At 60.4% G+C, this 14,705-nt stretch carries 13 protein-coding genes; 3 read left to right on the forward strand and 10 right to left on the reverse strand.

All coding sequences use genetic code 11. The features are described from left to right. Positions 1-57: 57 nt before the first annotated feature. The 7 genes from GBCGDNIH1_RS24520 to dxs form a co-directional block, all read right to left on the reverse strand. Positions 58-741: a tRNA (guanine(46)-N(7))-methyltransferase TrmB gene (locus tag GBCGDNIH1_RS24520; RefSeq protein WP_011633098.1), complete on the reverse strand. Its 684-nt coding sequence runs from the start codon at positions 739-741 to the stop codon at positions 58-60. 101 nt (positions 742-842) lie between these two features. Then, positions 843-2,030, reverse strand: coding sequence for a methionine adenosyltransferase (gene metK, locus GBCGDNIH1_RS24525; protein ID WP_011633099.1), 1,188 nt, complete (start codon positions 2,028-2,030; stop codon positions 843-845). Between the two features lie 140 nt (positions 2,031-2,170). Beyond that, a complete protein-coding gene (hpnK, locus tag GBCGDNIH1_RS24530) occupies positions 2,171-3,010 on the reverse strand; it encodes a hopanoid biosynthesis-associated protein HpnK (protein WP_011633100.1) in 840 nt (279 codons plus the stop codon). A gap of 88 nt (positions 3,011-3,098) precedes the next feature. Beyond that, positions 3,099-4,535 carry a hopanoid biosynthesis associated radical SAM protein HpnJ gene (gene hpnJ / locus GBCGDNIH1_RS24535; protein ID WP_011633101.1) on the reverse strand — a complete coding sequence of 479 codons (1,437 nt, stop codon included), beginning with the start codon at positions 4,533-4,535 and terminating at the stop codon, positions 3,099-3,101. A gap of 120 nt (positions 4,536-4,655) precedes the next feature. After that, a complete protein-coding gene (gene hpnI / locus GBCGDNIH1_RS24540) occupies positions 4,656-5,840 on the reverse strand; it encodes a bacteriohopanetetrol glucosamine biosynthesis glycosyltransferase HpnI (RefSeq protein ID WP_050748489.1) in 1,185 nt (394 codons plus the stop codon). Positions 5,841-5,891: 51 nt separating this feature from the next. After that, a complete protein-coding gene (locus GBCGDNIH1_RS24545) occupies positions 5,892-6,530 on the reverse strand; it encodes an ABC transporter substrate-binding protein (RefSeq protein WP_011633103.1) in 639 nt (212 codons plus the stop codon). After that, entirely contained in the window at positions 6,527-8,536 is a 2,010-nt protein-coding gene (dxs, locus tag GBCGDNIH1_RS24550; RefSeq protein WP_011633104.1) for a 1-deoxy-D-xylulose-5-phosphate synthase, read from the reverse strand. Before dxs ends, GBCGDNIH1_RS24545 begins: the two co-directional genes overlap by 4 nt. Before the next feature lie 734 nt (positions 8,537-9,270). On the opposite strand from dxs, the gene hpnH reads away from it, so the two are divergent. Next, positions 9,271-10,452 carry an adenosyl-hopene transferase HpnH gene (hpnH, locus tag GBCGDNIH1_RS24565; RefSeq protein ID WP_011633106.1) on the forward strand — a complete coding sequence of 394 codons (1,182 nt, stop codon included), beginning with the start codon at positions 9,271-9,273 and terminating at the stop codon, positions 10,450-10,452. Positions 10,453-10,497: 45 nt separating this feature from the next. Here hpnH and GBCGDNIH1_RS24570 read toward each other — a convergent pair whose 3' ends face one another. Continuing rightward, the gene (locus GBCGDNIH1_RS24570; protein WP_025319315.1) at positions 10,498-11,118 is read right to left on the reverse strand and encodes a hypothetical protein; all 621 of its coding nucleotides are present in this window, start codon (positions 11,116-11,118) and stop codon (positions 10,498-10,500) included. A 136-nt stretch (positions 11,119-11,254) separates the two neighbouring features. Between GBCGDNIH1_RS24570 and dapB the strand changes: the two genes are divergently transcribed. Continuing rightward, positions 11,255-12,040, forward strand: a complete 786-nt coding sequence (dapB, locus tag GBCGDNIH1_RS24575; protein WP_011633108.1) for a 4-hydroxy-tetrahydrodipicolinate reductase — start codon at positions 11,255-11,257, stop codon at positions 12,038-12,040. Positions 12,041-12,054: 14 nt separating this feature from the next. Beyond that, complete coding sequence (murJ, locus tag GBCGDNIH1_RS24580) at positions 12,055-13,596, forward strand: murein biosynthesis integral membrane protein MurJ (RefSeq protein ID WP_011633109.1); 1,542 nt, start codon at positions 12,055-12,057, stop codon at positions 13,594-13,596. Positions 13,597-13,600: 4 nt separating this feature from the next. Here the strand turns inward: murJ and GBCGDNIH1_RS24585 are convergent, their stop codons facing one another. Next, positions 13,601-13,933 (reverse strand): hypothetical protein, encoded by a 333-nt coding sequence (locus GBCGDNIH1_RS24585; RefSeq protein ID WP_125911057.1) that lies wholly within the window; start codon positions 13,931-13,933, stop codon positions 13,601-13,603. A 128-nt stretch (positions 13,934-14,061) separates the two neighbouring features. After that, on the reverse strand, positions 14,062-14,676 hold the full coding sequence (locus GBCGDNIH1_RS24590; RefSeq protein WP_043453228.1) for a TetR/AcrR family transcriptional regulator: 615 nt from the start codon (positions 14,674-14,676) through the stop codon (positions 14,062-14,064). Positions 14,677-14,705 lie beyond the last annotated feature (29 nt).

The raw sequence follows: 14,705 nt of genomic DNA on the forward strand, positions 1-14,705 counted from the left end.
GCGTGTCAGGTTCCCGATTACGACCATGCTGTACGCAATTGGCAACGAATGGTGGCGTCAGCGCCGCACATAGCGCCAATAAAGCGGCTGACGGCCCGCCCTGATCGCCTTGGCCTCATAACGCGTCGGCGGCCAGCCTTCCGGCCTTTCATTGCTCACGGCAAGCAGCTCGAAAGCAGTCTGACGCTCCATGACCTCCGGCACCCAGGCCTGGTAGGTAGGATCATCAGAGGCAATCCGCCATTCTGCTCCCGGCTTCATCACCCGCGCCAGCGTAGCGGCGTTTTCAGGATGCACGAAGCGCCGTTTCGCGTGTCGCGCCTTCGGCCATGGGTCGGGAAACATCAGAAAAACCCGGTCCAGTACCTGATCCGGCAGATCGCGCAGCAATGGGCGCGCATCATCATCCCAGACGCGCAGATTACCGGGCAGCGGCGCAGTTTCCTCATCCAGCGGCTCCGGCAGGAGGCGTGACAGCAGGGAACACAGACCGTTTTCGAATACTTCGCAGGCGATCAGGGTCACATCCGGATGCGCCTCGATCTGGGCAACGGCATGCTCACCGCCCCCGAACCCGATTTCCAGCCAGAGTGGAGAAACACCCCGAAGAGAGGACGGTCCGGCATAGCGCAGGCGCGGCAGGGTCAGGTCCAGCAGACGCTGCTGACGAGGCCGGAGCGCATGGCCACGCTGGCGGCCATAAAGTCGATCGGGTTGGGATTTCATCGTCATGTCAGGCATCGATTCAAATCGGACAGAAGCAGATGACCGAGATCAAATGAAAAGGTCAGGGATTGCTCCCTGACCTTTCATATCATCCAGTCAGCCGGAAGCGTCTGGTCTCAGCGGTTGAAGGCGGAGCGGAGGGCTGCCGCAATATCCGTCTGCTCCCAGGTGAAGTTATCCAGCGCCATATCCGGGGTACGGCCAAAATGACCGTACGCGGAGGTCGGCACATAAATCGGACGGTTCAGACGCAGATGCTCACGGATGCCGCGCGGAGACAGGTTCACCAGCTCCCGCAAGGTTTTTTCCAGCTTCACTTCGTCCACATCATGGCCCGTGCCGTGCAGATCGACATAGACGGACAGTGGATGCGACACGCCGATCGCGTAGCTGATCTGCAGGGTCACACGGTCCGCCAGCTCGGCCGCCACCACGTTCTTCGCCAGATAGCGGGCGACATACGCGGCGGAACGGTCCACCTTGGTGGGGTCCTTGCCGCTGAAAGCTCCGCCGCCATGCGGGGCCGCACCGCCATAGGTGTCGACGATGATCTTGCGGCCCGTCAGACCTGCATCACCATCCGGACCACCGATAACGAACTTGCCGGTCGGGTTGACGTAGATTTCCTGCTCCGGCGGCATCCAGCCATCCGGCAAAACCTGACCGATCACACCGGTTACGATACGGCGCAGCTCGTCCTGAGAGGCGGCTTCACCATGCTGAGTGGACACAACGACACTGGTCGCACCGACCGGGCGGCCATCCACATAACGCAGGGTCACCTGGCTCTTCGCATCCGGCTCCAGCAGCTTGCCTTCGGTGGAGCCGCTTTTACGCAGCTCCGTCAGACGGCGCAGAATTTCATGAGAATAATAGATCGGGGCCGGCATCAGGGCCGGAGTCTCGCGGCAGGCATAGCCGAACATGATGCCCTGATCGCCCGCGCCTTCATCCTTATTACCCGTGCTATCGACGCCAACAGCGATATCGGCGGATTGCGCATGCAGGTGAATGGCCACGTCGGCATTCTTCCAGGAAAAGCCTTCCTGATCGTAACCAATGTCCTTGATCGCCTCACGGGTGAGGTTTTCGAGCAGTTCCGGCGTCACCGAAGCAGGGCCGCGTGTTTCACCCGCGAGAACGACACGGTTGGTGGTTACCAACGTTTCACAGGCCACACGGGCGTAAGGATCAGCCTTCAGAAAGGCATCCAGCACCGTATCACTGATCCGGTCTGCCACCTTGTCGGGATGACCTTCCGAAACGGATTCGGAGGTGAAAAGATATTCGCCCTTATCGCGCATGGAGTTTTTTCCTCTTGTCGCGAGCGTGAACCGCTACGATCGCCATGGTGGGGGGTGTGGCTGAAACCGGTCATATCGTCAAGGCGCGATGGCCTGCCAGACCTGCCGGAACCGGCTGACAGCATAATGTCAGCGATCTGTCACAGATCATTCCAGCCTGTGAACTGCACCTGTCTGCCCGTGAACGCGTCCCTTACCTGTGGATCGATCAGGGCTGCGTATTCACCGGTCTGGTCGTATTCCGGCATCAGCGCCTGCAGTGTCGCATCTGGCCGGGATGCCGGATGCGTGTAGATTTCGGTGACACCGGACGGCAAATGCCTGCTCAGCCGCAACAGCTTGTCGGATGTCATGTGCCCGCTCCAGCGCAGGCCGAACACGTGATCGTTGACCGAAAGACCCGCTTTGCGCGCCTGCGCCCGCAGCATACCGGTCCAGCGATATAACAGCGTATCACTCAGGCCCGTCTTTTCCCCGCAGGCCGCCATGATGGCAGGCGGCTCGGCAGGAATACGGATGGCACGCAGACCATAATCCCGCCCGATCTCGCACAGCAGCTTCCCCACCGTCGGATGCAGATGCATGTGCTTGTGCGCATTGGCGTGATCCAGCGTCAGCCCGGTGGCGCGAAAAGCCGCGAACTGGGCGTCGATCTCCTCCGCCAGTTGCCGCCTCGCCGAGGGGGAAAAGAAATAGGTGAAGCCCCGCCGCACCTGATCGGAGCCGAAGCGCCCCTGCTGATCAACCAGGGCCGGAATCCGGGCATGCGGCAGCACCGCATCCCCTTCTACCAGCACCAGGTGCAGACCGACCCGCAGGGAGGGTGTCGCCCGTGCCATGGCCACGGCCTCTGCCGCCGCCGGTGCCGCCACCATCAGGCTGCATGTCGACAGGATTCCGTTGCGGTGGGCATCCAGCACCGCCTCATTTACCGTCGAGGTCAGGCCGAAATCATCAGCCGAGACGATGATCCGTCTCATAACCCGTCCTCATCCTTCATAAGCGACAGGGCCAGAGAATGAACTCCGGCCCTGTCCCGTTACCCTTGTTTCAACCCGTGCGGATCAATCAGGCAGCGTTACGCTGGGTCTTGCGTTCCTTGAGGAATTGGAAGAACTCCACACCCTCGCGCAGGCGACGCTTCATCATCTGCGGGCTGGTGATCATCTCGCCGACGATGGAGGCGATCTTCGGCGCACGGAAATAGAATTTCCGGTAGAATTCCTCGACGCTCTGGAACATCTCGGTATGGCTGAGATGATCGTAATGCAGCGGCGCCATCTGGATGCCATGCTCGTCGATCAGTTCCGCATGCTCGGCATCCAGCCAGCCATTCTCAACCGCCTGATTATACAGGAACGTGCCCGGATACGGCGCGGCAAGGCTCACCTGCAAGGTATGCGGGTTCACTTCCTTCGCGTATTCGATCGTCTCCTGAATGGTCTCCTTCGTCTCACCCGGCAGGCCGAGGATGAAGGTGCCATGAATCTTGATGCCGAGATCGTGGCAATCCTTGGAGAATTTCTTCGCCACCTCGATCCGCAGACCCTTCTTGATGTTGTGGAGGATCTGCTGGTTGCCGCTCTCATAACCGACGAGCAACAGGCGCAGGCCGTTATCCTTCAGAATCTTAAGGGTTTCGCGCGGCACATTGGCCTTGGCATTGCAGGACCATGTGACACCCAGCTTGCCCATTTCACGCGCGATGGCCTCAGCGCGGGGCAGATCGTCGGTGAAGGTATCGTCGTCGAAGAAGAATTCCTTCACCTGCGGGAAGTATTTCTTCGCCAGCGCGATTTCCTCCGCCACATGCTGCGGGCTGCGCACCCGGTAGCGATGGCCACCAACCGTCTGCGGCCAAAGGCAGAAGGTGCAGCGGGATTTACAGCCGCGCCCGGTATACAGGCTCAGATAGGGATGCTTCAGATAGCCGATGAAGTAATCCTCGATCTTCAGATCACGCTTGTAGACCTCGGTCACGAAGGGAAGCTGGTCCATATCCTCCAGGATTTCACGATCCGGGTTATGGATGATCTCACCATTCGCATTACGCCAGGACAGGCCGGCAATGGTGGCCAGATCACGGCCCTCTGCCACTTCCTTGACGGTGAAGTCGAATTCGTTGCGCGCCACCCAGTCAACCGGACCACCGCTTTTCAGGCTTTCTTCCGGCTGCACCGCCACCTTCGCGCCGACGAAACCGATCTTGAGAGATGGATTCGCGTCTTTCAGGGCCTGCGCTACCTTCACATCGGAGGCAAAGGAGGGGGAGGAAGTGTGCATCACACACAGCTCATAATCTTTGATCTGCGCCGTCACCGTCTCCAGCGTGATCCCGGCTGGCGGAGCGTCGATCAGCTTGCTGCCCGGCACCATCGCGGCAGGCTGGGCCAGCCATGTCGGATACCAGAAGGATCGGATCTCGCGCCGCGCCTGATAACGGGAGCCGGCTCCGCCATCAAATCCATCGAAGGAAGGGGGGTGCAGAAAAAGGGTCTTCATCATGAGCGTCGGTACCTCTCCATGAGTCGGCGCCGACAGGCCCGGCTCCGCTTACGCAATCTTACGCAGTCATTGTCTTACGTCATTGTGGCGCGGATACGTATGCCCGCACTGCAATCGACCTCAGCCCTTCAGGAGGGGCTGGGCCGCCAGCGTCGCCTGCTGCATGGCCGGAGACGAGCGATAGGTCATCCGCGTCACCTGCACCACCTGCCCACGCCATTTGACCTCCCCTTTGCGGAAGGTGGCGAGAATGGTGGCCATCGACAACAGCTCCCGCACAGGCAGAAGCAGAAGAGAGGTCGCGGGAGCAAGCTTCAACAGACGGTCGATCCCGCGACTGACCAGAAAACGCACCATCCAGAAAGCAAAAAACACCGCCAGCGCCCACCCCGCCAGACCGGACAGCGCCACACTCAGCATGGCCCAGAATAACGGGAACTGAAGCATGGAAAGAATGAACCCGACCGGGGCCACGGACTGAATAGTGCGTTGCCAGCGCAGCTCATGATCGAACAGGGCACGGATCGTGGTCTCCGGCACGGTGGTGGCGGGAACGGTATCCGCCAGACCGACGCGCAGCCCCTGCCCCACCATTAAATGGCCCAGCACCGCATCATCGGCGATATGATGCGAAAGCACTGCCAGACCACCCAGATTTTCCAGCGTCTCCCGCCGCAGCGCCATGGTGGCGCCCAGGCAATCCTGACGGCCCAGCAGGCGCGCAACCAGCGCACCGGGCAGGAATTGATGGGAAATACCTGCCATGCCCAGAGTACCGATCAGGCCGGATTGTGGCGACACCCCGGAATACAGAGTAGTTACCAGCCCGATTTGAGGCTGCTCCAGCGCAGTCACCAGACGTCGGAGATAATCCCGTGTGACATGTACATCGCTATCCGCAATCACCAGCACATCATGCCGGGCGCTTGGATACATATTGATGAGATTGGCAATTTTCCGGTTTTCGCCATGGGGGGTGGGGTCAACCACCATCACGATATCCAGATGGGGAAACCGTCCCTGCAAACGACGCACGACGTGACGGGCGGGATCATCCGCGCTCTGCACACCGAAAACCAGCTGATAACGCGGGTAATCTTGCTGACAGAAGCTTTCCAGCGCCTGTTCGAGCAGCGGCTCCTCACCATGCAACGGTTTCATGATGGTGACGGCGGGCCAGTCCTGCCGGGGGGGCAGAGGCTGCCTTGCATGCCGGGCAAATTTCCACACAGCCCCAAGGCCGAGAACGGTCTGCACCATCCCGATCCCGGCCAGAGCCATGGTCGTATCAGCGAAAAAAAGCATCACTCAAAAAACCGGATTAAAATCTTGAGGAACACACCAGGACACGCTTCATCACATCGTGCCACCGGAGAGGTCCGATATTTTCTGACGGAGTTTGTCCAGCAGATTATCCGGTCCGGCTGCCAGCAATGTCCGGAAATCGGAGCGTGTTACGGCCACCTGGCTGATCGAGCCATCCAGCAGAACATCGACAACTTTCCACTGCCCCCCATCATTGCGCATCAGATAGTCAATGCGATTGGCGGTGCCGTCACTCACGATCTGGCTCTGTACAACCTGATCGCTGCCTGATGCCACCGGGTTAGGCGAGACCCGGAAAGACTGGCCATCAAAGCTCGAGAATTCGGAAACGTAACGCGCCACGGTAAAGCGCGTAAAAACATCCAGCAGCTGGGATTGCTGTTCCGGCGTCAGGCTGTTCCATTTCAGACCAACGGAGTTTTTCAGCAGCAGCGGCAGGTCCAGAACCTGCTGCACCACCGGAGCCAGTGTCTGGTAACGCTGAGGAAAAGGGACCGCACTACCCTGTTTCATGATACCGAGCAGCGCCTGATTGAGCCGCTCGATCTGGGCGGACGGACCTGCCGCCTGGGCCGCAACGGGAACCAGGCTTGCCGTGAAGGAAAGCCCGGCGACGGGTGCCCACAACACCAGCCCCTGTAACAGAGACGCGCGGATGATCGTTTTCATCGTGACGGCACCTTCTGAGTCATTGGCTGCTCCAGCAGTTTCAGGACGGTATCTCGAATGGCCTGGTGGTCAAGTCCAGCCTGTCTGATCTGGTTTGGCTGGGTATCATGGTCGATATAGCGATCAGGCAGGATCATGGAACGAAGTTTCAGCGCATGGCCATCGCGCGCATCCAGCAGGCCGGCCTGCGCCAGATGCTGCATCACGTGGCTGGCATAGCCGCCGATCGAGCCTTCCTCAACAACCACAAGAACGTCGTTCTCCCGCGCCAGACGCTCCACCAGCGCCGTGTCCAGCGGCTTCACGAAGCGGCCATCCGCAACCGTCACCGTCAGCCCATGCGCGGCAAGATCATCCGCAGCCAACAGAGCATCCTGCAACCGGGTGCCAATGCTCAGGATCGCGATCCCGCTCCGGCCCTCCCGCACGATGCGGCCCCGGCCGATCGGCAGAACATCCCCGCGCAGACGGCCTTTCTCATCACGCGGCAGCGCAACGCCTACGCCTTCACCACGCGGATAGCGCACCGCACTCGGCCCAGAATCATAGGCCGCAACCGTCGCCACAGCATGCACAAGCTCCGCCTCATCGGACGGAGACATGATCATCATCCCGGGCAGACAACCCAGATACGCCATGTCGAAGCTGCCGGCATGCGTTGCGCCATCGGCCCCCACCAGCCCCGCACGGTCAATCGCAAAGCGCACCGGAAGGTGCTGGATCGCAACGTCATGCACCAGCTGGTCATAACCGCGCTGCAGGAAGGTCGAATACAGCGCGCAGAACGGAACCATCCCCTCCACCGCCAGACCAGCCGCAAACGTCACCGCATGCTGCTCCGCGATCCCGACATCAAAGCAACGATCCGGGAAGCGCTTCTCGAACGCGTCCAGACCCGTGCCGGACGGCATCGCCGCATTGATCGCAACCACCCGGGGATTATCCTCCGCCGCCGCAATCAGCGCCTCCGCAAACACTTTCGTGTAGGTCGGCGGTGCAGGCTTCGCCCCCGGAACAGGCGCAGGCTTGATCTGCTCGCCCGTCACCACGTTGAAACGGCTCACCGCGTGATATTTGTCCGCAGATGCCTCCGCCGGCGCATAGCCATGACCCTTCCGCGTGATCGCATGCACCAGAATCGGACCCGTCTCCTCCGCATCCCGCACATTGCGCAGAACCGGCAGAAGATGATCCAGATTATGACCGTCAATCGGACCCACGTAATAGAAGCCAAGCTCCTCGAACAACGTCCCGCCCGTCAGGATGCCGCGGGCATATTCCTCCGCTCGACGGGCCGTCCGCTCGATCCCGCGCGGAAAATGGCGCGCCATCTTCCCCGCCAGATCCCGCAGGTTCAGGAAGCTCCGCGAGGACAGCAGACGAGACAGATACGCCGACATCGCCCCAACAGGAGGCGCGATTGACATGTCATTGTCGTTCAGGATCACCACCAGGCGCGACTTCAGGCTGCCGGCATTGTTCATCGCCTCATACACCATCCCGGCGCTCATCGCACCGTCGCCGATCACCGCGATCACATGCTCCGGTCCCGCACCGACCTCGCCCGCCGCACGACGCAGATCGCGCGCCACCGCCATCCCGAGACCAGCCGAGATCGAGGTCGAGCTGTGGCCCGCACCAAACGGGTCGTATTCACTCTCCGAACGCTTCGTGAAGCCGGACAGACCGCCTCCCATCCGCAAGGTCCGGATGCGATCGCGACGGCCCGTCAGGATCTTGTGAGGATAAGCCTGATGACCGACATCCCAGATCAGACGGTCGGACGGCGTGTCGAACACCGCATGGATCGCAACCGTCAGCTCGATCACCCCAAGCGCCGCGCCAAGATGCCCGCCCGTTACCGAAACAGCGTCCACCGTCTCCGCTCGAAGCTCATCCGCAACCGCGCGCAGTTGCTCCGATGACATGTTCCGTAAGTCAGACGGGTAACGTACTCGGTCCAGTGTCGGAGTCTCATGGCAACGGACAGGGGTTGTTTCAGTCATGCGAACTTTTCATCCTGCGGCGTGTGGCCGCTTCAATTCTTGAACACCACCCGGACCTCCCGTCGATTCTTCCCCCCGGAAGACCCAACGGCCCGAATTCCCTCACGGGCTGGACCCTGTCCGAGCTGAGCGGTGGCAGCGGCAGGCATGACCATAGACCACTCGCGCAGTTCGCATTCCCCTCTATCCAAATCCGGCAACTCTTTGATTGCATGTTTCATGTGGAACGGTCTGCGGCAACCCCAAACCCGCAGCCAGCCCGGCCACAATGTCCGAATCCATCAAGAAGCGTGCTTTATAAGCAACACTGTGCCGATAACCTGTCCTGCTTTTAATGGAAGACTCTCAATCCAGGAATGGAATGATTTACTGCTTGTGAATTGAATGATTTGGCTTTCAAACCCGGCACTGACAGGCGGTCATGCCCCGACAAAAAACTTTCCTGATCCTGAACAGAACAGCCCGCTCCTGCTTTACACACCGTGCTGCCGCGCATTTCCAGTCTGGACCCATGCGGTCGGGATGGTGTAGCGAAACCGGTCTCATGCCCGGCCTGAACTGCCCGGGCATACAGCATGATGAGGCTATCATTTATCGTTCCGTCATATCGTGTTCCAGAGCATCCATGGCCAACCGGTCAGATTTACCCGGACCGTATGATTGGTTTATCCCTGATGCCCGGTCCGCGACCGGTCATCCGACCGCAGTTTTGACCAAAGGCTGAGGAAGTCCGTATGGCTGTGCCGCTGCACCAGGCGATCCGCGTAGGCGCCTATGTGATGAAGCAACATCTGCTGGGGCGGAAACGCTATCCGCTGGTCCTGATGCTGGAACCACTGTTCCGTTGCAATCTGGCCTGCGCGGGTTGCGGCAAGATCGATTACCCGGCGGAAATCCTCAACCAGCGCCTGTCCGTGGCAGAGTGCCTCGAAGCCGTCGATGAATGCGGCGCGCCGGTGGTGGTGATCGCCGGTGGTGAGCCACTGCTCCATAAGGAACTGGATCAGGTGGTCGAGGGCATCATTGCCCGCAAGAAATTCGTGATCGTCTGCACCAATGCCTTGCTGCTCGAAAAGAAGATGCATCTTTTCAAGCCGAGCAAATGGTTCTCCTGGTCCGTCCATCTGGATGGAGACCGGGAAGATCACGATAAATCGGTCTGTCAGGATGGCGTCTACGAACGCGCGGTGGAAGCTATCCGCCGCGTGAAACAGGCCGGATTCCGCACCATCATCAACTCCACTCTGTTCGACACTGCCGATCCGGAGCGCATGGCGCGTTTCTTCGACGATGTCATGGAAATCGGCGTGGACGGGATCAGCGTCTCCCCCGGCTATGCTTATGAGCGTGCGCCGGATCAGCAGCACTTCCTGAACCGTCGTCGCACGAAAGATCTGTTCCGCGGGATTTTTGCCCGTGCGGACAAGTCAAAGAAGAAGTGGGAGTTCAATCAGTCCTCCCTGTTCCTGGATTTTCTGGCCGGAAACCAGACTTTCAAGTGCACCCCATGGGGTAACCCGACGCGCACCTATTTCGGCTGGCAGCGCCCCTGCTATCTGCTCGGTGAAGGCTATGCCAAATCCTTCAAGGAGCTGATGGAGGAAACCGACTGGGATGCCTACGGCACCGGCAATTACGAAAAATGCGCCGACTGCATGGTGCATTCCGGATATGAAGCGACCGCCGTGGCCGAGGCCGTCAGCAAGCCGTGGAAAGCCGCCAAGGTCGCTTTGACCGGTATCAGGACGACCGGCGACATGGCTCCTGACATTCCGCTGACCAACCAGCGTCCAGCCCAGTATGTTTTCAGCCGGCATGTTGAAACGGCACTGGAAAAAATCCGCGCCGAGCAGGCCGGGGCCTCCAAACCCCCCAAGACAGTGGTTCGCCATGTGGCCGCCGAGGCTGGAGACTGAACTGATTTCTCCCCCGATCGTGCAAACGGTCGGGGGTTTTCTTTTTCAACCCTGTTTTGGCCACTGAAAACGACGCAGGGTCTGCCGGGCCGCCGCAGCATCCCGTGCCAGTGCCATCAGGGAACCTATCTGGGACGGCTGACGCAGAATTGATCCCGCCACCCTGAACACGCCGATCGCACCGGCCTGATCCAGTGCCAGCAACGCCGCAGGCGGCAGATCCCTGTCCGCCGGATCACACACTGCCCGGACAATCGAAAACGGGATGCCATACCGGGCCGCCACCCGCGCCACCGCCCCGCTTTCCAGATCAACCGCCCCCGCCCCGGTCTGACGGAAAAGCGCTGCCTTATCCGTCCGGCTGGCCACGACCTGCCGGGTTGCGACCATACGACGCACAGTCATACCACCCGCCCAGGATGGATCGGTCTGATAAAGGGCCCCTTCCTCAATCAACTCGGCGGGAATCAACAGGGCACCCGGCAGAATGGCCGGATCGAGGCCACCTGCCAGACCGAAACTGACCAGCCGATCCACACCGCTTTCAACCAGATGAATGGCAGCCCGTTCCGCTCCCTCTGGCTCCCCTCCACCGACCGCGGCAATACCGAACCCGCGCAGGAGTCTTGCTTCAGCCTGTAAGCCCACGACCACGCCGGTTTTCATAACCGCATCCCGCCTGCATCCTCTGTTCAGGACTGTTTGAAGCAAAACACGCCCCCTCCGGCAAATACGGCGCATCATAGCCTGCGGGCTTCTGTCCCCTCTCGTCATTCCGTGCAGTCTGTGCCACCACAGGGTCATGAGCACAGATCGCAGCATACGCATTGGAATTGCCGGCATGGCCGGTCGGATGGGCAGCCTGCTGGTTGAAGAAGCGGCTGCACAGGGTACGGTCTCCGGGGGAACGCTCCGACCCGGATCAAACAGCCCGGCCCCAGTCGGCATTCCTGCCTTTGCTGATATAAACACGCTGGCTGAAGCTTCCGACGCGGTGATTGATTTTACCTCCGCCTCCACCGTGCAGGCGCATGCCAGAGCGTTGAGCAAGGCGGGGACGGCATGGATTCTCGGCACGTCCGGCCTTTCCCCTGCCGATGAAAAGGCTGTCGAGGAAATCGCCGCCCTTGTTCCAGTGGTTTATGCGCCCAATTTCGCGCCGGGGGTCAATCTGGTGCTGGCACTGGCCGAAAAAATGGCCGCTGCGCTGCCCGGTAACCGCTATGATGCCGAAATCGTGGAAATGCACCATCGCCGCAAGATCGATTCACCCTCCGGCACGGCCATTGGTCTGGGCCGCGCGGTGGCCGCCGGTCGCGGTGTGATGCTGGAGGAAGTGATCGAAAGCGGCCGGCACGGGCATGTCGGACCGCGGCAGCCTGGCGCCATCGGCTTTGCGGCCCTGCGGGGCGGCCAGGTCGTCGGCGAACACACCCTGCTGTTTGCCGCTGATGACGAGCATATCGCCCTGACCCACCGCGCCTTCGACCGTCGTGCTTTCGCGCGCGGTGCGGTGCAGGCAGCCTTATGGGTGCAGGGTAAGCCGCCCGGATTGTATTCAATGATGGATGTACTGGGCATGCGCTGAAAGCGACTGCGCCGATGCTGAAAGGAATTCTGACCGTCGGCGGCTGGACCATGGCCAGCCGTATTCTGGGCCTGCTGCGGGAAATGCTGATCGCGGCACTGGTCGGCACAGGGCCAGTCGCGGAAGCTTTCATCATCGCGAACAAGGTCCCGAATCTGTTCCGGCGGCTGTTCGGGGAAGGGGCCTTCAACGCCGCCTTCGTCCCTTCTTTCTCCGGACTGCTGCAAACGGAAGGTCACGACGCCGCCCAGCGCTTTGCCAGCGAGGCCATGGCCGTCATGACGTTCTGGCTGGTCTCCCTGACCATTCTCGGCGAAATCTGTATGCCGTGGATGATGACGGTGCTGGCCAACGGCTTTGTCGATGATCCTTCCAAATTCGCCCTGACCGTTACACTCAGCCGTATCACCTTTCCCTATCTGCCCCTGATCTGCCTGTGCGCGCTGGTCGGCGGCGTGCTGAACGGGCTGAACCGCTTCACTGCCGCCAGCGCAAGCTATGTGCTGTTCAACGTGGTCTCCATCGTGTTCATGCTCTGGGCCACGCCGTTCATGCCGGGGGTAGGACATGCGCTGGCATGGGGTGTGACGGTCTCAGGCGTGCTGCAACTCTCGCTGATGCTGTGGGCGGCGAAGCGGGCCGGCATGGCGCTGCATCTGCCGCGCCCGCGCCTGACCCCGCGCATGCGTATCCTGCTGCGCCGCATGGGACCGGGGCTGATCGGGGCCGGGGTCACCCAGATCAATTTCCTGATCGATGTGGTCATCACCACTTTGCTGCCCGCCGGATCGGTGGCGCTGCTGGGCTATGCCGACCGTGTTAATCAGCTACCGCTTGGTGTCGTGGGTCTGGCCACCAGCACAGCCTCCCTGCCTGTATTATCCCGGCTGGTCCATGCGGGGGATGAGCAAGGCGCGAACCACGCCATGAACCGGGCGCTGGAATATGCGATGACGCTGATCCTGCCTGCCGCCGTAGCGCTGATAGTCATCGCCCAACCAATCATGGCCGTGCTGTATGAGCGCGGAGCCTTTACAGCCGAAGCCACCTATCTGTCGTCACAATCTCTGGCAGCGTATGCAATCGGGCTGCCAGCCTTCGTGGCCGTACGCATCATCACCAACGGTTTTTTCGCGCGGGGCGATACCGCAACGCCTGTTAAAATCAGCATTTTCATCATCGCCCTGAATCTGGGACTCAATCTGCTGCTGATGAATCGGCTGCATCATATGGGACCGCCTCTGGCCTCCAGCATCGCGGCCTATGTGAATGTGCTGGTGCTGAGTGCAATGCTGGGCAGGCGTGGTCATTTCTCAGCAGACGCCGCATTACGCCGCGCCTTGTCCCGCATGGGTCTGGCGGCACTGGCGATGGGGGCCGTGCTGGCCGTGTTCAGACCGCTTTTGTTCGATACGCTGCCTGATATTCACGGCGCACGCTGGGTGGCACTGGCTTTGTTAATGGCCATTGGCGGGGGCGCCTATGTGCTCAGCGGCCAAATGCTGGGGGCGTTCCGGATCAGGGATACGCTGGCGAAAATCCGCCGTCGCCGCTGAAGGGTCAGGTCCGCCATTTCACATGGCAGGTCTGGTCCAGCGGATGGCAGAACCGGCCATAGCGATAGGGAACGATCTCGGCCGGAGCCAGCAATTCCACCGGACGCGAGGGCGGAGAAGAAAAATCTGCCGCCACGGCAGGGGGGCGTTCAGACCGGGAGACAGATGGGAAAGGGGCAAACCCACCTGCCTGACGATCCGACACAACCGTGGCGGCAGACCTGACCGGACCGTAGCTGCCACCGACCAACGCAGCTGTTCCGACCGTCAGCAGGACCGGAAAAAGAGCCAGGCTCCGGGTCTGCACAACCCGAGAGGACGTGAAAAACATCCGCATGACCGTGTCATCCTTTTCCATACTGGCTGACAGAGGTGTTCTAGCAGATGAAGAACAAAAACAGAACTGTTATTTTCAAAAATCAGAACAAAAAAAGTACAAATTCACCTCCATGGGGTGAGGAAACGCTACACGGCACTGTTGAGGTAGCCGTAAACAGCCCTTGAAACCCGCCTGACAAGACCGGATCGATCCCGCTCGCCCTTTTCCCCGGCAGTATCGACCATGCCTTTCACAATCGCCATCACATCCTGTGCCGCCATGTCGTATTGAGGCTGGGGAGGCAGATCATGACGGCTGAGTACCTCCCGCAGGATTGTCAGAAACCGGCTTGTGACGCGCTGCGTATCCTCATCCAAGGGAAGCCGTGCTTCCTCGATATCGAGTAACCGGGCCAGAACCGGTCGGCGTAGCTGATGAGCCACCGCAGCCTCGATCATGCCGGACAAAGCCGCCCGCCCGGTCGGAGCAGCAAGAGACTGTTCACATTCCGCGAGCAGAATCGAGGTCTCCCTCACGATCAACGCCGCAATCAATGCCTCCTTGCCGGGGAAATACTGGTAGAGCGAGCCGATACTGACACCGGCCCGCTCCGCGACTGCATTGGTCGTGAAATCCCCCAGCCCTTTGCGCTCCAGAATGTGAGCTGCGGCCTCAATGATGATGCGTACCGTCTCCTCCGAACGCGCCTGACGGGGCATTTTTCTGGGAGAGGGGCGCCGGGAGGAAGGTGACTGCGGCATCAGTACATATGCGAGTAGTGAATATAAGG

It is taken from the genome of Granulibacter bethesdensis CGDNIH1 (genome assembly GCF_000014285.2).
Taxonomy (GTDB): domain Bacteria; phylum Pseudomonadota; class Alphaproteobacteria; order Acetobacterales; family Acetobacteraceae; genus Granulibacter; species Granulibacter bethesdensis.

Bases quoted from the DNA above. Each gene is read 5' to 3' on its own strand.
- GBCGDNIH1_RS24520 (WP_011633098.1), bottom strand. From the start codon at position 741: ATGCCTGACATGACGATGAAATCCCAACCCGATCGACTTTATGGCCGC.
- metK (WP_011633099.1), bottom strand. From the start codon at position 2,030: ATGCGCGATAAGGGCGAATATCTTTTCACCTCCGAATCCGTTTCGGAA.
- murJ (WP_011633109.1), top strand. From the start codon at position 12,055: ATGCTGAAAGGAATTCTGACCGTCGGCGGCTGGACCATGGCCAGCCGT.
- dapB (WP_011633108.1), top strand. From the start codon at position 11,255: ATGAGCACAGATCGCAGCATACGCATTGGAATTGCCGGCATGGCCGGT.
- GBCGDNIH1_RS24545 (WP_011633103.1), bottom strand. From the start codon at position 6,530: ATGAAAACGATCATCCGCGCGTCTCTGTTACAGGGGCTGGTGTTGTGG.
- GBCGDNIH1_RS24585 (WP_125911057.1), bottom strand. From the start codon at position 13,933: ATGCGGATGTTTTTCACGTCCTCTCGGGTTGTGCAGACCCGGAGCCTG.
- hpnI (WP_050748489.1), bottom strand. From the start codon at position 5,840: ATGCTTTTTTTCGCTGATACGACCATGGCTCTGGCCGGGATCGGGATG.
- GBCGDNIH1_RS24570 (WP_025319315.1), bottom strand. From the start codon at position 11,118: ATGAAAACCGGCGTGGTCGTGGGCTTACAGGCTGAAGCAAGACTCCTG.
- GBCGDNIH1_RS24590 (WP_043453228.1), bottom strand. From the start codon at position 14,676: ATGCCGCAGTCACCTTCCTCCCGGCGCCCCTCTCCCAGAAAAATGCCC.
- hpnJ (WP_011633101.1), bottom strand. From the start codon at position 4,535: ATGATGAAGACCCTTTTTCTGCACCCCCCTTCCTTCGATGGATTTGAT.
- dxs (WP_011633104.1), bottom strand. From the start codon at position 8,536: ATGACTGAAACAACCCCTGTCCGTTGCCATGAGACTCCGACACTGGAC.
- hpnH (WP_011633106.1), top strand. From the start codon at position 9,271: ATGGCTGTGCCGCTGCACCAGGCGATCCGCGTAGGCGCCTATGTGATG.
- hpnK (WP_011633100.1), bottom strand. From the start codon at position 3,010: ATGAGACGGATCATCGTCTCGGCTGATGATTTCGGCCTGACCTCGACG.